Consider the following 18,364-nt stretch of genomic DNA (forward strand, 5'->3'; position numbering starts at 1 on the left):
TCAGCCGCCCGCAGCTTCGTAGGCGGAAGGGCTGATACCGGCATGTCCGAGGTAGTCGCGCAGGACCTTGAGATCCTGCCGGCTCATGGTGTTGCCGTGGTGCGGGTGGTGGAGGGTGCCCTCGATACCGTTCAGCATGACCTTGAAGCGCGCGCCATGACCGGGGCTGATCTCGGCGCCGAGATTGTTGAGCAGCGATTCGATTTCCCGCCACTGAAGGTTGGCGGGCAGCGGGTCGTGGAAGATGCTTCGCAGGATCGTGGCGTGCTTGTGGCTCATGATGATCTCCTTTGCTAGCGCAGTCGCAGCAGTACTGCCGAATCGCGGTTTCCGGTGGCCGGGTCGCGGATGCTCACGTCGAGCCGCGAATCGTCGTCGGAGACGACGAAGCTGGACTGCAGCGGATAACCGTTGAGCGTATAGGCACCCTGGCCGCGGCGCCCCTGCAGCGTGGCCGAGCCGCTCACGTAGCCGTCAGGCCCAGCGCCCTGGATGACGAGCTGATTGCCTTGTTGGGCGATCTCGAAACGTCCGCCGAGATTGTCGTGCCAGAGGCCGGCAAGCATCGGCAGGTGGTCGGACCCCTGCACGTTGCTGACCGCCCGCTCGCCGGCCGATGTGTCGGCAGCGGGTAGCGCAGCGGGGTGCGCATCCGCGGTGTAGTCGATGGCATCCTGGCTGTCGCTGCTCTGGTCCTCGGCGAGGTAGACAACCACGCCGATCGCCAGCAGCGCGGCGGCGCCCCACAGCTTCCAGTTGCGCGCGGGCACCGGCGCAGGGCGATCATGCGGCGCAGGGGCGGGGGCCGGCTCCGGGTCGGGCAGGCCGAGGATGCCGCGCAGGGTGTTCTGCAACTGCGAAACGTCGTAGTCCCAGCGCTTGTCGGAGAGTTCGACGGCGTTGCGTCTGGCCAGCGCCGCGAGATCCTCGGGCAGCGCCTCGGCGCCGGGCATCTGCGCGCCCTCGACCAGTACCGGGATCACCCGCACATCGCTGCGTTTGAGCGCGGTAGCGATCTCGAGGCGGGTGTAGTCGTTGACGTTGTCGAGACGGCGCTGGCCGTTTTCATCGGTGATCGTGGCCCAGCGAGGGCCGATCACCGCGAGCAGCACCTTGCATGATTTCAATGCCCGCCCGATTGCTTCTACGAAGTCCACCCCGGGTTCGATGGTCTCGACGTCCCTGAAGATCGGGACACTGGCGAGGTGTTCCCTGAGATGGTCCGAGAGTCGGCCGGCGGCACTCTGGCTGTCCTGGCGACGGTAGCTGACGAATATTCCCTGCATCGGCTTCTCCGGGGGGCGTTGGTACTGCCGGGCCGGCGTGGCGGCACGATCTCAGCATAGTGCCTTGCGAGCGCATCCGCCGCCCCGACTCGCTCAGTCGAGGTCAAAGCGCACACCCTGGGCGAGGGGCAGGGCGGTCGAATAGTTGATGGTGGCGGTCGACCTGCGCATGTAGCCCCGCCACGCATCCGAGCCGGATTCCCGGCCGCCGCCGGTTTCCTTTTCACCGCCGAAGGCGCCGCCGATCTCTGCGCCGCTGGTGCCGACGTTCACGTTGGCGATGCCGCAGTCGCTGCCGCGGGCCGACAGGAAGATCTCGGCTTCGCGCAGGTCCCTGGTGAAGATCGCCGAGGAGAGGCCCTGGGGCACTGCGTTGTGGCGCTCGATCGCGTCGGGCAAGGCCTCGTAGTCGAAACAGTAGAGGATCGGCGCGAAGGTCTCTTCGAAGCTGTTGCGCATCGCCGGGCCCGCCTTGACGATGGCCGGGCGCACATACCACGCCTGCGGAAAACGTTCTTCGAGCAGCCGCTCGCCGCCCCAGATGGTGGCGCCGTGCTCGCGTGCGGCCTGCAGGGCGGTCTGCATCTGCTCGAAGGCACGTCGGTCGATCAGCGGGCCGACCAGGTTGCCTTCGTCGCGCGGATCTCCGATGGCGAGCTGTCCGTAGGCGCGCTCGAGACGCGCCAGGAGTTCCGCGCGTATTCGCTGATGGATGAAGACCCGGCGGGTGCTGGTGCAGCGCTGGCCGGCGGTACCGACCGCACCGAAAACGATTGCCCGCAGGGCCAGGTCGAGGTCCGCGCTGGGCGCCACGATGATCGCGTTGTTGCCGCCCAGCTCGAGAATCGAACGGCCGAAGCGCTGCGCCACGCGGGGCCCGACGATGCGACCCATGGCGCAGCTGCCGGTGGCGCTGATGAGCGGCACCCGGCAGTCGCCCGCCAGCCGTGCCCCGATCTCACGGCCGCCGATCAGGACAGTGGAGAGGCCCGCAGGCGTCTCGTCGAGTTCTCGCACCGCCCGCATCAGCAGGTGCTGGCAGGCAAGCGCGCAGAGCGGTGTCTTCTCCGACGGCTTCCAGATGATCGGGTTGCCGCAGACCAGCGCGAGTGAAGCGTTCCAGGCCCACACCGCCATCGGAAAATTGAAGGCGCTGATGATGCCGACCGGACCGAGCGGATGCCAGGTCTCACGCAGCACGTGTTCGGCCCGTTCGGAGGCGATGGTGCGGCCGTAGAGCTGGCGCGACAGCCCCACCGCGAAATCGCAGATGTCGATCATTTCCTGGACTTCGCCTTCGCCTTCCGAGCGGATCTTGCCGCATTCAAGGGTGATCAGCGCGCCAAGGGCCGGTTTGTGGGCGCGCAGGATTTCGCCGAAGCGTCGTACCAGCTCGCCGCGCCGCGGTGCAGGTACGCCGCGCCACTTGCAGAAGGCGGCACTGCTCGCGGCGATGGCGGCATCGACGTCGGCCGCCGAATGTGCTTCGAGTCGCGCGAGGAGGGCTCCGTCTATTGGCGATCGCACCTGCAGATCGCCCTCGTCGGGCAGGTTCGCGGCGAGGCCGATGCTGTCGAAGATGTTCTTGAGCTTCATTGCGTGATTCCCTGGCTGGTCGGCGAGTCCGCCTCAGCGGACCTGCCGGATGCCGCCGGTCGCGGCGAAATGCGGCTCCGTGCCGTCGGACATGAAGTTGCCGCCGAAACGGTTGTCGATGAAATCCTCGAAGCGGATGTCTTCCTGGCGCACGAAGCCGCGCTGCGGGAGCCGGCCCTGAACGAGCAGGTCGAGCGCGGCGCACAGGGCGCTCGCCGTCGTGATCTGGATCGCGCTGCGCAGCGTGCCGTTGATGGTGCTGCTGTAGATCTTGCGGGCGAAGGTTTCCTGCATCAGCTGACCACCGCGCATGCCGCTGACACTCACGAATACCAGCACCACATCCTGCATGGTGATCGGGATTGCCGACTCCAGGATGTCTTTGAGCAGGGCCCGCCGCTCGCCGAGGCGCAGGTCGTTGAGCAGCAGCTTCATGACGTCGCGGTGGCCCTGGTAGCGCACCGTGCGGTAGTTGAGGTTCATCACCCGGCCCTTGAGCGTGTCGCACAGGGTGCCGAGTCCCCCGGAGGTGTTGAAGGCTTCGTAGTCGTCGCCGTCCAGAGAGAAGTGCTCCAGCTCCTCGAGCGGCGGCATCTCCTTGAGTTCGCCGCCTACGATTGCCTCGCAGGGATTGAGGTACTCGTTGATGAGTCCGTCGGTGCTCCAGGTGAGGTTGTACTTGAGCGCGTTGGACGGAAACTTCGGCAGCGCGCCGACGCGCATATGCACGTTGTGGAGGGTGTCGAAGCGGGTGGCGAGGTGATAGGCTGCAATCGAGATGAAGCCGGGCGCGAGCCCGCACTGCGGAACCAGCGCGATCGGCGCGTCGGTCGCCATGGCACGGATCGCGCGGGCGCTGGCAACGTCCTCGGTGAGGTCGAAGTAATGTGCCGAGGCTTGGGTTGCGGCCCGCGCGAGGGTTTCGCTCATGTCGAAGGGGCAGGCGTTGATGAGCGCGAAAGAGCCCGCCAGCGCAGCGGCCAGCGCCTTGGCATCGCAGGCGTCCAGCTCGCGAACCGTCACCGACGGCAGTTCGGAGGCCACCCGGGCAAGCAGCGCGGTATCGCGGTCGGCCACGGTGACCGCATAGTCCCCGCTGGCCGACAGGAAGTCGGCGATGACGCTACCGATCTTGCCCGCTCCGACGATCAGTACCCGCTGCATGGAATCCTCCCGTGCGCTTGCCTCGCGATCAGCGTTTCGACAACAACTGCGTTCCGATGGTGCCGGCGCGCCATCGCCGACGGCGCCTCAGCGCGTGGAGCGCGCTCGCAGCAGGAGCACCTGTCCCGGGTGCAGCAGATCGGGGTTCGGTATCGTACGACGGTTGTCCTCGTGAATCTGCCGCCACATCGACGCGTCGCCGTAGATGCGCCATGCAATGCGCGACAGGGATTCTCCTTGCGAGACGTGATATTCGATGGCGTCGGGCTCCGTGTTGCTGAGCGGGACATGGATCCTGTCACCGATTCGGATCCGTGACGGGTCGCGGATCAGCCGGCCGCCCATGCCGATCTCCACGCGCCGGTTGTGGTGTTCGACCAGCGCGGGCCAGTTGCGGCCGTGGCCGGTAAGCCGCCGGGCGATGTCCCACAGCGTGTCGCCGCGGCGTACGGTGTAGCGCAGCGGATCTTCCATGCCGCCCGCGGCGGGCGCTGCCGCCAACACGCTTTCCAGCCAGGGAGCCAGCTGGGTGAGGATGTGATCGTTCAGCGCCGGGTCGATCGGCCCCAGGGCGTCGATCAGATCGGCAAGCCGGTAGCCGAGCACCGTGTCGCCTTTCTTGAAGGCCGCTTCGGCCGCATCACCCAGCGCGCGGGCGAGCACCGCATGATCGGCTCCGAGCCGCTCGCTGGTGAGGGCGGTGGCATCGGCATTGAGCATGCCTTGCAGTACCTCGGCGGCGCCGGCACTGTCTCCGGCATGCAACTTGTCGAGTGCTTCGGCGACACGGCTGGCGGGAACCGGTGAGGGTTCGACGACGGGGGCGGGCTGCGGTGGCTCGGGCTTGACCGCCGGCGCGGGGCTTGGGGGCGCGGGGATCGGGGGTGCTGGCACGACGTCCGCGGGTCGCTCCGAGCCCTTCAGCAGCCATAGACCCACTGCAAGCAGGGCAAGGATTCCGATCGCGGCTGCCGCAAGCATGCCCCGGGTGCCGCCGGACTTGCCTGCACCGGGATGTGCTTGTTCCGCCAACGGTGGCGGGGCGGCCGGGGGTGGCGCCGACTGGGTCGCGAGGGGCGGTTGCGGGCTTGGTGGGGCCGGTGGCGCGGCTGCCGCAGGCGGTGCGTCGGAGGGCTCCGCCATCCTGGCAACCAGGGGTGCGGCCGGGGCGAGATCGAAGAGCCGGCCGTCCGGGGTACGCATGTGCAGCGCGGGCGCGCCCCATTCCACCGGGTAACCGCGCGCATACAGGAAGGCGCGGGCCGAGGTCAGCGCCGCATCGACCGGCTGGCCAGCAGCGAGGTAGCGGTAAAAGTGCCGCGCCAGCGCCACTGCGGCCTTGTCCGGGATCGGGAACTGCATCGCGATCACCGCCGGAATGCCGCGCCGGATGAGGCTCTGCGCAACGCCGCCGAAGGGGTCGCGGCGCGAGGCGGTGGCACCCATGCAGCTGTTGAGGAAGACCAGTCGCAGCGAGGTCAGGTGGTTGCGCAGCAGCACCGCTAGCTGCCGCCCGGCGATGGTGTCCGCGGTGCCCGGTGCGGTGTCGGATTCGAGTACCAGCACGCCTTCGTCGCCGACGAAATCCCCGTGGCCGATGAAGTGCAGGATGTGCGGGCGGCTCTGCAGCAAGGCGTTGTCGAGCGATTCGAGCGTGGCGTGGTCCAGGCGCACCGCCTCGACCTTGCCGCTGGAAGTAAGCTCGGCAAGCGCGCTGTCGAGATGGGCGATCTCCTCGCCGACCTCGAGCCCCGGCCGGTCGGTGGGCGCGGCGATGACCATCAGCAGGCGCAGCGGCGGTTCGACCGCGAGGGTGGGCGGCGGCTCATCCACATCGAGCCAGCGTACCACCGGCTTCATGCGGTCCGAGAAGAGGAAATCGTCCTTTGCCGGGCTGTAGAGGAATTCCCAGGGCAGGCGCGCGAGGTCGGGCGCATCGGTGGTGTTGATGACGAAGCGCAGGCCCTCGCCGCGCTGCGGGTCGATGGCTCGCAGGCCCTCCTCGAAGCATGCTCGTAGTGGAGATTCGAACAGCGCCGCATACAGCGCCTGGCCCACCTCGCGGGCATTCGGTGCCGCCGGCAGCAGGGCTTCGAGATCCGCGTCGGGGTTGGCCCGGCGTGCCGAGCCTTCGATCTGCCGTGCGCCCGACCAGAGAGTCTGCTCGAGGCTTGCCGGATCCAGTGCAAAGGCGGCCGCCTCTTGGCCGCCGTCAGGCGCTTCGGGTACCGCAATGGAATACCTGCCGTCGGCGCCACGCCCGAAACGCAGCTGCATCGAGCGATAGTGCGGTCCGGCGGGCGTGCTCGCGGATGGGGGCTCCGGGGGCGGGGGTTCCGGGTTGGCAGGGGCGAGGGTGTTGGCCCGAACCCGGTCCTCGACCTCGATCACCACTTCTGCAGCGAGGTTGCCCTCGGCCTGCATGATGGTCAGTGCCCGCAGGTAGGCCGGTACATCGGCCAGTGGCGTTTCGGCCACCTGCACCGGCAAGACGTGCCAGCCCGGCGTCGGCCACTTGCGGCTCGCGAGCTTCACCTCGGTGCGGGTGTAGTGCCCGTCCGCCACCGATTCCGGCGAAATCAGGAAGATGAACAGCTCGCTGCTTTCGATCGCATCGCGGATCCGGTCATCGAAACTCTCCCCCGCGGGCAGGTCTTCACGGTCGAAGAAAACCTCGTGCCCCACCGCCTGCAGACGGCAGCAAAGGTCGTCGGCGATGTCGCGGTACTTGGACGCATAGGACAGGAATATCTTCACGCCGGGGCAGCCTTGCGCATGGTGAAAGGCGGGTTGGACCTGCTTGAGTATAGTCAGGGTAGGTCATTGCATGGCCGGAAGGCCAGCGTAACGGTATCGCCGGCTCCAGCGCCGCCGGGCGGTCATGCCGTCCCGTTCATGCGATTCGCGTGCGCGCTGCCTTCAGGCGCGACGTTCGAGGGCCAGCTTGACGCCCAGGCCGATGAGTACCGCGCCGCTGGTACGGTACAGCCATGCAAGGACTGCCGGGCGTGCCCTCAGCCATCCTGACAGCGCGCCAGCCGCCAGGCCGACCGGACCCTTGACCAGGAAGGTGAGACCGGCGAATGCCAGCCCCAGGGCGAACATGGAGAGTGTCGGATGCGACGCCTCGGGGCGCACGAACTGCGGCAGGAACGCGAAGTAAAAGACGGCGATCTTGGGGTTCGAAACATTCGACAGGGCCCCGTCGAAGAAAAGCCGCATGAGCGATTTCGCCCCGGCTTGCGAGATGGCCAGTTGATGCTCCCTGCTGCGCAGCAGTTGGATGCCGAGATAGACGAGATAGGCCGCGCCAGCCAGTTTCAGCGCAATGAACAGCCACTCCGACGCCCGCAGCACGGCGCCGAGACCGAGCGTAGCCAGCACCGTGTGACCGACGAGACCGATACTGACTCCGGCTGCGGTTGCTACCCCCGCGGCGGACCCTTGCGCGATGGAGCGCGACATGACGAGGATCATGTCCTGCCCCGGCGTCACGATGAGGACCAGTGAGGCGATGATGAAAACCAGCCAGGTGACTTCGATCATGGTGGGCCGCTCCGGGGAAGGGGGTATCGCCGCCGCATCAACCAGGCCGATCATCTGGGACTGGCGTTCATCGGGCGTCGGGCGATTATGCCGCAGCCGCCGCGACGAATGACGCCGATCTTGCCCGGCTCCGGGCTCCTGCGACTATCCGGCCGCAGGTGACAGCGAACTGCGCCCCCGTTCGGCGTTGGGTTCGACGCTGCGGTGCAGGCATTCAGAAAGCTGGTCCGCGCCGCCGATGTATTCGCCGTCGAGCCAGATCTGCGGCACGGTCACCTGTGTCCTGGGGCCGATCAGCGGTTTTACGCGCGCCAGCATCTCGTACAGCGCGCGCGGATCGCGGACCACATCGTGATAGGTGTAGTCGATGCCGGCCTCGTCGAGGTATTGCTTGGCGCGCGCGCAGTGGGGGCAGGTGGCCTTGCCGAAGACGTGGTTGCCCTCGAGGCTGGTGGTCGCGGCCGCCGCGTTGATCACCGCCTGGGTGAGCAGGCCGCGGTTGAGCGCCTGCCCCTGGCTGACCAGCTTGCCGTCGATCATCACGATCGGTGCGTGCCAGCCGCCTCTGGCAAGCGGCTTCCACCAGTGGCTGAGCCAGTCGTGCACCTCGAGTTCCACGTTGATACCGGCGAGCTCGTGCTGCAGCGTGTCGGTGATGACATCGCGGGTGAGGGCGCATTCGCCGCAGGGAATCTTCACCTTGAACGGGCCCCATTCGCCGGCCCAGCGATAGACGAGGATGCGTACTGGTTTGCCCTGCGTTGCTGGCGTGCTCATGTTCCTGTCTCCAAGGCGCTGCTCCAGATGTGGATCCAGACCTTGCGAGTGGTTCATCCCTTACACAGCCGGCGTCTCGGACTGCGTTTGCGCGGTTTCGTCGCGGCGGCGTCGCACCACGGTGACGTGTCTCGCGCGGAGTTGGCCGCAGCCGCCGTCTACCTCCTGACCGGCGGAGTGGCGCAGCTTGGTGAGGATGCCGTGGCGATGCAGGAAGCGGGCATGCGCGGCCGCACGTTCCCAGTCCGGGCGGCGGAAGTCGAGGCCATCGACGGTGTTGTAGGGGATCAGGTTCATCACCGCGTAGCGCCCCTTGAGCAGTCGCACGATGCCCTCCATCTCCTGCTGGCTGTCGTTGATGCCTTCGAGCAGCGTCCATTGGTACTGGACCGGATAGCCGGTATTCCTCGCGTAGTGCTCGGCACGTTCGACCAGCTCTTCGGGTGCGATGCGCGGCGCCCGCGGCAACAGGCGTTCGCGCAGCTCGGCGTTGGTGGTATGCAGTGACAGCGCCAGCGCAGGCTTGACCACGGCACGCGGCAGGGCGTCGAAGACCCGCGGGTCGCCGACCGTGGAGAACACCAGGTTCTTGTGACCGATCGCGCCGTCGTTGCCCAGCAGCTCGATTGCTTCGAGGACGTTTTCGAGATTGTGGGCCGGCTCGCCCATGCCCATGAAGACGACCTTTTTCACCGCGCGCATGCGTCGGGCGAGGGCGACCTGGGCGACGATCTCGGCGCTGCCGAGCTGACGGATCAGGCCGTCGCGGCCGGTCATGCAGAATACGCAGCCGACCGCGCAGCCCAGCTGCGAGGAAACGCACAGGCCGTCGCGCGGCAACAGCACGCTCTCCACCGTCTGGCCGTCCGCCAGGTCCACCAGCAGACGCACCGAACCGTCCTCCGCCGGGTGGCTGGAGCGCAGCCGGGCGAGGCCGTCCAGCGTGTCGGTGAGCGCCGGCAGCGCCTCGCGTACCGCCAGCGGCAGGAAATGCTCGGCAGGACGCGGACCGCCGTCGAGCGGCAGCACCTGGGTCCACGCACGCATCAGGCGTGCCTCGTGGCAGGGTTTGGCACCGGCGGCACGCAGTCGCTGGCGGATGTGTTCGATTCGCATGAGGGTGCGAATGCTAGCACCGGCCATGCTCGAATGGGCGGGTCTTCGGCGCCGGAAGAGGTGGCGAATCGGCCGGAGCAGCGCCGCTTGCGGGGCGATCGGCCAATGCCGTGCAAGAATAAGGGCCTCGAGCGCTATTCCAGAGTGCTGGTCCGGCGGGTCGCATCGATGCGCGGCGGGCAAGTCAGGTAGGCGCGAAATCGCACAGGAATCCAGGCAGGAGCGATGACAGATCAGGCAGGCGACATCCTACGCACCGAGATTGCGCCCATCATCGAGGCGCTGGACAGTGGCAAGTACAAGCGCGTGCGCAAGCGTCTGCGCTCGATGCATCCCGCAAAGATCGCCGGTCTGATCGAGGCGATCGACGCCGAACAGCGGCTTGCGGTATGGCAGCAGGTCGACGCCGGCCAGGAAACCCGTATCCTCGAACACATCGATCCGGTGCTGGCGCGGCTGCTGATGAACGATTCCGGCGATCCGGCGGGTCCGGCGTCGGAGGGCGATACGGGCGAGGTGCAGCTTGCCTCGACGCAGATCCGCGACGTGCGTGCGGCGCTCGCGCTCGGGAAGCTCAAGCGCGTCAGCAAGATCCTGCGCGACATGCATCCGGCCAAGGTCGCCGGGCTGCTCGAATCGCTGCCGTCAAAGGAGCGCGGCGCAGCCTGGAGCATGGTCGAGACCGATCGCGCCGGCAAGGTCCTGACCTACCTGCACGACGAGATCTGCGCCGCGCTGGCACGCGAGATGGATCATGAGGACCTCATCTCGGCGGCACAGCGGCTCGACCTCGACGATCTGGTCGACCTGATACAGGCGTTGCCCGAGGAGCAGGGGCGGCACCTGCTGGCTGCCACCGGTGGCCGTCGTCGCGAAAAGCTCGAGTCGATGCTCTCCTACCCGGAGGATTCGGCCGGCGGCCTGATGAACACCGACCAGATCGAAGTGCGGCCCGACGTGCGCCTGGAAACCGTGCTGGGTTACCTGCGGCTGCTCAAAACGCTGCCTGTCCAGACCGACAAGCTCATGGTGGTGGACCGCAAGGGCGTGTTCCAGGGCGTGCTGAGGCTCAGCAAGCTGGTGACCTCGGCCCAGAATCTCAAGGTCGCGGAGGTAATGGACAGCGAGTTGCCAGCCATCCAGGTCGATGCGGCGGCGGACGAAGTGGCCCATCTGTTCCAGGACCTCGATCTGCTCTCGGCCCCGGTTGTCGATGCCGAGCGGCGGTTGCTCGGACGGATCACCGTCGATGACGTGGTCGACCAGATCCGCGAGAGCTCGGATCGCGCGATGATGCACATGGCCGGTCTTGACGAAGAGGCCGACATGTTCGCGCCGATCCTCACCAGTTCGCGCCGGCGCGCGGTGTGGCTCGGCATCAACCTCGTTACCGCTTTCCTGGCGGCATGGGTGATCGGGCTTTTCCAGACCACGCTCGAGCGCGTCGTGGCGCTTGCAGTGCTGATGCCCATCGTTGCCAGCATGGGGGGCATCGCCGGCAGCCAGACCCTCACCCTGGTGATTCGCGGCATGGCGCTCGGCCAGGTGGAGGGCAGCAATGCGCGCGCGCTGCTGGCCAAGGAAATCGGCATTGCCTTGCTGAACGGGCTGCTGTGGGCGGTGGTGGTGGCGCTGCTGGCGGTGGCCTGGTTCGGCGACTGGCACATCGGCGGCGTGATCGGCGCCGCCATCCTCATCAACCTGCTGTTTGCGGCGCTCGCCGGGCTCGTGGTGCCGATGGTGCTTGACCGGATGGGAATAGACCCGGCCCTGGCAGGCGGGGTGATCCTCACCACGGTGACCGACGTGATCGGCTTCTTCGCCTTTCTGGGGTTGGCCTCGGTGGTGCTTTAGGCGCGCTGGCGTCGCGCAGCCAATGTGCAGTCCGGGTGATCGCGCCGGCGTTTCGCAACGCGACAGTCATCAAGGGCCGGTAAAGTTTTCCGGCCCTGCCGCGTGGACGGACCCCCTTGCGCTAGGCCGGCACCGATCTGCACCTCGTGTCGCCTGAGCGGTGCCGTCTGGGGCGGTTTTTGGTGACGAACCGTCATGCGCCCTGAATGTTTTCGATACGTGCGGGATGCACGGTGACCGCGGGGCCGCCGTGATGCACCCGTCAGATGGAATCAAGATGTCGTTGAGCAGTGACGACCTCGAGCGGCTTCTATTCACGCTCGAGACCTCGATCAAGGTCAACAAGCCTTTCCAGTTCTTCTTGTGGGCCCAAGGGACCTTGCAGAGCTTCCTTCCCCACGAGACGCTGGTGTGCGCCTGCGGCAACCTGACGGATATGCGGCTGCGTCAGGAGGTATTTTCTCGGACAGTGTTGTCGACCGGCATGCAGGCGGCGTTGATGGACCCGGTGTCCGGCGTGGTTCCCTCGCTGATCGGTGTATGGCAGGCGCGTCAGCGCACACCGTTGGGTGTTCCAGCCGAAGCAAGTCCGAACGCGGGGCGCTGGTGTGCCGCCGAGGGACATCTGCTGTGCCATGGTGCCCGTGAGGCGCGCGATGACCAGGGATCCTTCTTCGTATTTCTCAACATGCCCGAGGTGCCCGGCGAGCGGGAGTACTACCTTGCCGATCTGTTGATGCCGCACATGCACATGGCATTGCAGCGGGTCTTCGGCGCGAATGGCAAGGTGGTCGAGCGCGCGCCGCTCGAAGCGCAACTCACCGGACGGGAGATCCAGGTGCTCGAACGGATGCGCGACGGAAAGACCAATCACGAGATCGGCGCCATTCTCAGGATCAGCCCGCTGACCGTAAAGAACCATGTGCAGAACATTCTGCGCAAGCTCGAGGTCAGCAATCGAACCCAGGCCGTCGCCAAGGGTGACGACTACGGGCTGTTTGGCAAGCAGGCAGAGGGCCGTCACCCGGTCTGATCCGCATCCTGCGGCTTCGCTGCCGCCTTGCCGCGCGTGCGGCCAACGCGGCGGCAGATCGCTTTGGTCCGGGACGTTCGACCGGTCGCCCTTATACCTTCGAACCCTCGGCGGCAATGAGCCGAATGGACCAGGCCGGCACACCATCAACGGACACATCACGGCGGTAAAACTCCGCCTGCGTTCGATATCTCTTTCGACGTATGGCGTTCGCAGTTCGCTCGGGACGGGGCGCCGCCATCACGCTGTTCCACAACGCATTCACGGTTTGCACGCGTGCCTCGCCGGTGCGCTTTCACCCAATTTCTGGAGCAAGTCCATGCGACCATCGCTACGCCCGATCGCCATTCTTATCGCCTCCGCCTTCGTTGCGGCCGGAGCGCTGCCCGCGCACGCCGGCATCACCTACAAACCGTACATTCAGCCGGGCGATGCTTCGTCGTTGGCCGGCGCCGACGTCAAGGTCATTGCCTGGCAGACCGACGAAGCCGTCGCCGCGCCGCAGGCCTACCGCGTCGAGTTCGGCACCACACCGAATGCCCGCCGGCCCGCGACGGTAAAGGGACGCGTGGTCGACAACTACCTCAGTGCGGACCCGCAGCTTCCAGTGCCGGCGACCGCTTCCGGTGCCCATGTGAACTACTACGCCACGCTCACCGGCCTCGGCTATGACCGCACCTACTACTACACGGTGTATGGCCCGGGTCTGCCCGCGGAAGGCTTCCAGTCGTCGTTCCGTACGCGCAAGACGGGACCGCGCGTTGCCTTCCAGGTGGTCGGTGACGAAGGTTTCTTCCCGACTCAGCCCGGCTCCAGCCCGAAACGCGTGATTAACTGGGAGGCACGCATCGTCCACCAGATGTTCGAGGCCGACTCCCTCAAGGTGCCCGGTGCGCCGCGCCTGCCGAAGGCCGACTTCGCGATCAACACCGGTGACAACGTCTACAACCTCGGCACCGAAGGCGACTATCGTGACTTCTGGATGCCGGTGTGGAACAACGACGTCAGCTCCAACGAGACTGGCGCCCCCTACATCCGCCACATTCCCTACTACATCGTGGCAGGTAACCATGACCTCGGCGGCACCGGCAGCACCGTCAACATGCTCGGCACTGGCGATGGTGGCCGCTACAGCGGAAACTCCGGTGGCGGCGATGCGCTGGCCTATTTCAACAACTACTACTTCCCGCTCAACGGACCCACCGGGGTCGACGTGCAGCAGATCTTCAACGGCGATGTGAGTCGCGCAGAAGGTTTTTACCTCTCGTACGGCGGGGTGAGCTACGACTCGCCCGCCGCCATCGAAGCCTTCCGCGCCAGCACCGAGGTCGACACCGGCCGCGGCACCAAGCGCCAGATCGACCATATGGGCAACTTCTCCTTCGACCAGGGCAACGTGCACTTCGTCTTCCTCGATGGCAACCCGCACCTGTTCGACGCCTTGCTGAGCTACGAAGCCAACTACCTCAGCCCGCCGACCGCCTTCCCGAAGTACCCCAGCGGCTTGCGCGACTGGCTCATCCACGACCTCGACAGCAGTGACCAGACCTGGAAGATCGTCGTCTTCCACCACCCGTCCTTTTCTTCCAGCAACAGCACGGTGCGCAACTTCCAGATGCGCCGCGTCGCCAAGCTGCTTGAGGACCATGGCGTGAACATCGTCTTCAACGGCCACGCCCACAACTACCAGCGTACCCATCCGCTGCGCGCGCTGGCCCGGGTGGCCGATGCGCCGGATACCGCCGGCACGCCCGCGGTGGCCATCGACACCGCCTTCGACGGCCGCAGCGACACCGTGCCCGACGGCGTGCTCTACCTGGTCGAAGGCGCCGGCGGCCGCGACAGCCACGACAGCGGCGGCGAGAGCCCGCGCGGCAACGGCAACATCGTCGATGAGGACGATTCGGCCACCGGTACCAAGACCCTGGGCGGCATGGATTTCCCCAACGGTCCCGCGGCCTGGCTCGACACCCACCTGACCAACGCCCAGATGGCACCGTTCATTCCGAATGCCGGTGACGGACCCAAGATCACCGCGGTGTTCAAGGGCAGGGTGTTCTCCTTCGGCCATGTCATCGTCGATGACAACCGCCTCTCGCTCTACCAGATCTCCGAGCCGCTGCAGGACAGCTCTTCCGCGTCGGCCGGTAATCCTTACCCCTTCGGCACGGACATCAACGGCGCGCCGGTGAATGACCCGATCCCCGACACCCTCATCGACGCGGAGACCGGCAAGGTCGTGTCGACGCCGGCGCTCGGCAGGCCGGCATTGCTCGATGCCTTCACCGTTACCAAGCCGGAAGTCCGGGGCAAACTCCTTGCCCGCCTGATTGCCGAGCGTGGTGACAAGGGTGGTGCAGCGACGGCGTATCGCCTCCACCTGGAGAACCGCTCTGGTCACGCACTCAACGGTACCCAGGCCGTGCTTTCGCTGCCGGCTGGCAGCAGCATTAGCGGCTTCCAGGGCGAGGTGACGCGGGTCGGCGACGAGCTGGTGCTGACGCTCGGCCGGCTGGACGCCGGCGAGATGCGCGACGTCAGCTTCCAGCTCAGCGAAGCGGGTGGACACGGCCATGGCGATGTCGGGCAGCGGGGCCGGGATGCCGATGAGCACGCTCGACTCACCGCCCGCCGCGTGACCATCCGCTCGGCGACCGCCATGCCGGTGGCTGCCTACGAAGAGCGCGGCCGCAGCGAGCGCTGAGCGTCCGTTGCCGGCAGCGGGGCATCACGCCCCGCTGCCGGCGATGTAACAAGGTTGGCGGGCGCCTGGCAGCTGGTGACCGGTGCCAACACGGGTCACTCGGTCACCATGGTGCTCGCGGCGTGTCCGCGGTGTGGCGGCTATGTGGCGGCTATGTGGCGGTCTGCTGTGTCACCGACAGCGCGGGCGGCCTGGCGAGGGTCTGGAAGACCACGCAGTAGCGTTCGGTGAGACGCAGCAGGGTATCGATCTGATCCTGCGGTGCGTCGGTGTCGAGGGTGATGTTCAGGCGGATCGCGCTGAAGCCCACCGGCGCCTCCTTGTCGAGCCCGAGGGTGCCGCGGAAGTCGAGGTCGCCTTCGGCGCGCAGCGTCGCGTCGCGCAGGGCGATGCCAAGGGCCGTTGCCACCGCGTTGAGCGTGACCCCGGCGCAGGCCACCAGTGCCTCCAGCAGCATGTCGCCCGAGCACGCGGCCAGGCCGCTGCCGCCGGTGGCCGGATGCAGGCCTGCGGTCATTAGCGCCTTGCCGGTCTCGATGCTGCAGGTCACGCCTTCGCCAAGGCGGCCTTCCGCCCGCAGGGTGATGCGCGCCGCCTCCGGGGTGTCGCGGTACTGCGCTTTCAGCGGTGCCTGTGTTGCGCGCAATTCATCAGCGTTCATGCCTGGTTTCCTCCTTGTTGTGCGTGGTGCTCCGGCTTCGAGACCGGCTGGAAGCGATGAATCATGCACCGGTTTCGGGAAGCGCGTCGGCGGTGTTGTTGTGCGGTGCGGCGGCTCCTTCAGTTGTGTGTGTAGCGAAACCGACAAAAAGGGTGCGGCGCTCCGCAAGCCATTGAAATTTCGAGCGGCGCAAACTGGTATCGATCTTGCGATGCAGCAAACATGGAAGCCGATGCCCACCTCGAGACCCCCGAAACGCCGCCCGCGGAAGCGCCGGTGCCGGGCTACCATCGGCGCAGCGCCCATCGCTTCGAGGCCTATGCCGCCGGCCCCGGCAGCCTCGACTGGGAAGCTCAGCCCGCAGCGTTTCGCCACTATCCGGGTTGCCCGGTGGTGCTGCTGCCGCTGGTCGACACCTGCCTCGCGCAGGCGCCGGGCGGGGCCCTGCGCGGCGCGCTGGTGCGACCCTTTGTGCAGCTCGGCGAGGGTGCCGCGATCGCGCCGGGGCTGGATAGCCTGGGCGCCTTGCTGCAGCTTGCCCTCGGGCTGACCGCCTGGAAGCGCCTCGGGCCTGACCGCTGGGCGGTGCGGGCGAACCCGTCGAGCGGCAATCTCCACCCGGTGGAGGCCTGGGTGATCACCTGCGGCTGGCCGGGCCTTGGCGACGGCGTCCATCACTATCGGCCGGACGATCACGCGCTGGAACTGCGCGCGGCCGATGCGCCGGATCAAACCTCCGCGGAGCCGCGACTCTTCATCGCGCTGAGCAGCGTGATGTGGCGGGAAGCCTGGAAATACGGCGAACGCGCCTTCCGCTACTGCCAGCTGGATGTCGGCCATGCGCTCGGTGCGCTGCGCTACGCAGCGGCGGTGCTCGGCTGGGATCTCGTCGAGCAGCGCCACATCGGCCATGCCACGCTCGCCGCGCGCCTCGGGCTCGATCGCATCGAGGAGTATCCGGCGCGGCGCGACCCGGCGACCGAGCGCGAAGAGCCGGAAGTGCTGCTGGCGGTCGGCATCGGCGGCGAGCCTCCACCTGGATCGGCCGCGGCGCTTCGTGAGGCGTGTGCCGCGGCGAGCTGGTTCGGCAGCGCGAGCACTATCGATCGTCATCCGATGTACCGCTGGCCAATCGTCTCCGAGGTGGCAGAACTGACGCGTCGTGGCGATGCGACCATCGCGATGACACCTGCGCAAACGCGGCGGACCGGCCGTGTTGAAGGTGAGAGGGAGGGCGTCAGCGCTGCAGCGCTGATCCTGCACAGACGGAGCGCGCAGCGTTTCGATGCCGCCCATGTCATGCCGCTCGAAGGCCTGTGTGCGCTGCTCGACGCGCTCGATGTCGATGCGCGCGTGCCGCTCGATGTGCTTGCCGAGCAGCGCTGCATCGACCTCCTGCTTTTCATTCATCGTGTCGAGGGCATGGCCGCGGGCCTCTACCTGTTCCGGCGCGATCCACGTGCCGCCTTGCCGCCCGCGCTCGCTCAGGCCTTTCCCGAGCGCTGCGCCGAGCCCGCCCTGGCGGGGCGCCTGCTTCGTTTCAGGCAGGAGGCGGCGCCGCAAGCGCTCAAGCGCATCGCACGCAGCCTGCATTGTCATCAGGACCTCGCCTCCAGCGGCTGTCTTGCAATCGGGATGCTCGCACCGCTCGACGCGGCACTGGATGCCGACCCCGCCGCCTATCGCGATCTGCATCGCGCTGCCGGCCTGCTCGGCCAGTGCCTCTACCTCAACGCCGAGGCCCAGGGCCTGCGCGGCACCGGCATCGGCTGCTTCTTCGACGAACCGGTGGGCGAGATCGCCGGGCTCGCAGGCAGCGGCCTTCGCCCGCTTTACCACTTCACCATCGGGCGGGCCCTGGACGACCCGCGAATCGAAACCACGCCAGCCTACGCCGGCAGAACCACCGACGAGACATACCCATGATCGCCATGCCGCTTTCCGCCCACGACCCAGACCGCATCTCGGCCCGCGACGCGGCCGACATGGTGATGCGCCACCTCGATGGCGTACTACCGGAACTGGCGGTGTTCGATGTGCGCGATGCCGCTCAGTACGCCGCTGCGCACATCCCGGGCGCCAGCCATCTAACCGAAATCGCCTTCCCGGGCGTGGTCCGCAGCCTCGCCCGTCACACCCCGGTGCTGGTGTATTGCTACCACGGCAACGCCAGCCAGCAGTGGGCGCAGACCTTCAGCGACTTCCGCTTCGCCGAGGCATGGAGCGTGGATGACGGCTACGAAGCCTTCGCCGCCGAACTCGCGCTTCGCTGTATTGACCCAGTAAAAACCTGCTCAGGTGTTAGCCTTGAGAGGAAGGACACATGGGTACGGAAATGGAAGACGAAATCAAGCGTTGGACGGCCAGGCGCAAGAGCGCATTGGTGATGGAGGTCCTGCAAGGGAAGAGGACGTTAGCGGAGGCGAGTCGTTCGTACGACCTTTCCCCATCAGAGATCGAGACCTGGATCGACGAGGCGAAGCGAGGGATGGAGAACGCACTGCGAACCAACCCGCTGGACATCCGGGAGCATTACGAGAAGCAGATCAAGCAGCTCCAGGAAGCCTATGGGGAAGCGATGCTGGAGCTGCGTGCCCGAAAAAAATTGCAGTCCCTGCTGGGCGAGG

Annotated in this window: 15 protein-coding genes; 6 read left to right on the top strand and 9 right to left on the bottom strand. The window is 66.9% G+C overall.

The window, feature by feature from the left end; translation table 11 throughout:
* The 8 genes from GQB03_RS15185 to GQB03_RS15220 form a co-directional block, all read right to left on the bottom strand.
* Complete coding sequence (locus tag GQB03_RS15185) at window positions 1-279, bottom strand: type II toxin-antitoxin system HicA family toxin (protein ID WP_159691137.1); 279 nt, start codon at window positions 277-279, stop codon at window positions 1-3.
* 14 nt (window positions 280-293) lie between these two features.
* Window positions 294-1,286: a toll/interleukin-1 receptor domain-containing protein gene (locus GQB03_RS15190; protein ID WP_159691140.1), complete on the bottom strand. Its 993-nt coding sequence runs from the start codon at window positions 1,284-1,286 to the stop codon at window positions 294-296.
* Between the two features lie 93 nt (window positions 1,287-1,379).
* Window positions 1,380-2,882 carry an L-piperidine-6-carboxylate dehydrogenase gene (amaB, locus tag GQB03_RS15195; protein ID WP_159691143.1) on the bottom strand — a complete coding sequence of 501 codons (1,503 nt, stop codon included), beginning with the start codon at window positions 2,880-2,882 and terminating at the stop codon, window positions 1,380-1,382.
* A gap of 33 nt (window positions 2,883-2,915) precedes the next feature.
* Window positions 2,916-4,046, bottom strand: coding sequence for a saccharopine dehydrogenase family protein (locus GQB03_RS15200; RefSeq protein WP_159691145.1), 1,131 nt, complete (start codon window positions 4,044-4,046; stop codon window positions 2,916-2,918).
* 87 nt (window positions 4,047-4,133) lie between these two features.
* Window positions 4,134-6,803 carry a CHAT domain-containing protein gene (locus GQB03_RS15205; RefSeq protein ID WP_159691148.1) on the bottom strand — a complete coding sequence of 890 codons (2,670 nt, stop codon included), beginning with the start codon at window positions 6,801-6,803 and terminating at the stop codon, window positions 4,134-4,136.
* 162 nt (window positions 6,804-6,965) lie between these two features.
* Window positions 6,966-7,592 (bottom strand): LysE family translocator, encoded by a 627-nt coding sequence (locus tag GQB03_RS15210; protein WP_159691151.1) that lies wholly within the window; start codon window positions 7,590-7,592, stop codon window positions 6,966-6,968.
* Window positions 7,593-7,736: 144 nt separating this feature from the next.
* Complete coding sequence (locus GQB03_RS15215) at window positions 7,737-8,369, bottom strand: glutaredoxin family protein (protein WP_159691154.1); 633 nt, start codon at window positions 8,367-8,369, stop codon at window positions 7,737-7,739.
* A gap of 60 nt (window positions 8,370-8,429) precedes the next feature.
* A complete protein-coding gene (locus GQB03_RS15220; protein WP_159691156.1) occupies window positions 8,430-9,485 on the bottom strand; it encodes an RNA methyltransferase in 1,056 nt (351 codons plus the stop codon).
* Between the two features lie 225 nt (window positions 9,486-9,710).
* On the opposite strand from GQB03_RS15220, the gene mgtE reads away from it, so the two are divergent.
* The 3 genes from mgtE to GQB03_RS15235 all read left to right on the top strand — a co-directional run bounded on the left by mgtE (window position 9,711) and on the right by GQB03_RS15235 (window position 15,076).
* Window positions 9,711-11,339: a magnesium transporter gene (mgtE, locus tag GQB03_RS15225; protein ID WP_159691159.1), complete on the top strand. Its 1,629-nt coding sequence runs from the start codon at window positions 9,711-9,713 to the stop codon at window positions 11,337-11,339.
* Window positions 11,340-11,616: 277 nt separating this feature from the next.
* On the top strand, window positions 11,617-12,372 hold the full coding sequence (gene epsA / locus GQB03_RS15230) for an XrtB/PEP-CTERM-associated transcriptional regulator EpsA (RefSeq protein WP_200832243.1): 756 nt from the start codon (window positions 11,617-11,619) through the stop codon (window positions 12,370-12,372).
* 319 nt (window positions 12,373-12,691) lie between these two features.
* A complete protein-coding gene (locus GQB03_RS15235; RefSeq protein ID WP_159691161.1) occupies window positions 12,692-15,076 on the top strand; it encodes a metallophosphoesterase in 2,385 nt (794 codons plus the stop codon).
* A 151-nt stretch (window positions 15,077-15,227) separates the two neighbouring features.
* Here the strand turns inward: GQB03_RS15235 and GQB03_RS15240 are convergent, their stop codons facing one another.
* Window positions 15,228-15,737, bottom strand: coding sequence for an OsmC family protein (locus tag GQB03_RS15240; protein ID WP_159691163.1), 510 nt, complete (start codon window positions 15,735-15,737; stop codon window positions 15,228-15,230).
* Window positions 15,738-15,959: 222 nt separating this feature from the next.
* Here GQB03_RS15240 and GQB03_RS15245 point away from each other — a divergent pair, with 222 nt between their 5' ends.
* From GQB03_RS15245 to GQB03_RS15255, 3 genes are all read left to right on the top strand, one after another.
* Window positions 15,960-17,663 carry a nitroreductase family protein gene (locus GQB03_RS15245; protein WP_200832244.1) on the top strand — a complete coding sequence of 568 codons (1,704 nt, stop codon included), beginning with the start codon at window positions 15,960-15,962 and terminating at the stop codon, window positions 17,661-17,663.
* Complete coding sequence (locus GQB03_RS15250) at window positions 17,660-18,124, top strand: rhodanese-like domain-containing protein (protein WP_159691165.1); 465 nt, start codon at window positions 17,660-17,662, stop codon at window positions 18,122-18,124. The genes GQB03_RS15245 and GQB03_RS15250 overlap by 4 nt, the downstream gene beginning before the upstream one ends.
* On the top strand, window positions 18,073-18,364 hold a 292-nt coding region (locus tag GQB03_RS15255), incomplete at its 3' end, for a DUF1153 domain-containing protein (protein ID WP_235027085.1). The genes GQB03_RS15250 and GQB03_RS15255, both read left to right, overlap by 52 nt.

It is taken from the genome of Cognatazoarcus halotolerans (assembly GCF_009800965.1).
Classification (GTDB): domain Bacteria; phylum Pseudomonadota; class Gammaproteobacteria; order Burkholderiales; family Rhodocyclaceae; genus Cognatazoarcus; species Cognatazoarcus halotolerans.

Bases quoted from the DNA above. Each gene is read 5' to 3' on its own strand.
- GQB03_RS15185 (WP_159691137.1), bottom strand. From the start codon at position 279: ATGAGCCACAAGCACGCCACGATCCTGCGAAGCATCTTCCACGACCCG.
- GQB03_RS15190 (WP_159691140.1), bottom strand. From the start codon at position 1,286: ATGCAGGGAATATTCGTCAGCTACCGTCGCCAGGACAGCCAGAGTGCC.
- amaB (WP_159691143.1), bottom strand. From the start codon at position 2,882: ATGAAGCTCAAGAACATCTTCGACAGCATCGGCCTCGCCGCGAACCTG.
- GQB03_RS15200 (WP_159691145.1), bottom strand. From the start codon at position 4,046: ATGCAGCGGGTACTGATCGTCGGAGCGGGCAAGATCGGTAGCGTCATC.
- GQB03_RS15210 (WP_159691151.1), bottom strand. From the start codon at position 7,592: ATGATCGAAGTCACCTGGCTGGTTTTCATCATCGCCTCACTGGTCCTC.
- GQB03_RS15215 (WP_159691154.1), bottom strand. From the start codon at position 8,369: ATGAGCACGCCAGCAACGCAGGGCAAACCAGTACGCATCCTCGTCTAT.
- GQB03_RS15220 (WP_159691156.1), bottom strand. From the start codon at position 9,485: ATGCGAATCGAACACATCCGCCAGCGACTGCGTGCCGCCGGTGCCAAA.
- mgtE (WP_159691159.1), top strand. From the start codon at position 9,711: ATGACAGATCAGGCAGGCGACATCCTACGCACCGAGATTGCGCCCATC.
- epsA (WP_200832243.1), top strand. From the start codon at position 11,617: ATGTCGTTGAGCAGTGACGACCTCGAGCGGCTTCTATTCACGCTCGAG.
- GQB03_RS15235 (WP_159691161.1), top strand. From the start codon at position 12,692: ATGCGACCATCGCTACGCCCGATCGCCATTCTTATCGCCTCCGCCTTC.
- GQB03_RS15240 (WP_159691163.1), bottom strand. From the start codon at position 15,737: ATGAACGCTGATGAATTGCGCGCAACACAGGCACCGCTGAAAGCGCAG.
- GQB03_RS15245 (WP_200832244.1), top strand. From the start codon at position 15,960: ATGGAAGCCGATGCCCACCTCGAGACCCCCGAAACGCCGCCCGCGGAA.
- GQB03_RS15250 (WP_159691165.1), top strand. From the start codon at position 17,660: ATGATCGCCATGCCGCTTTCCGCCCACGACCCAGACCGCATCTCGGCC.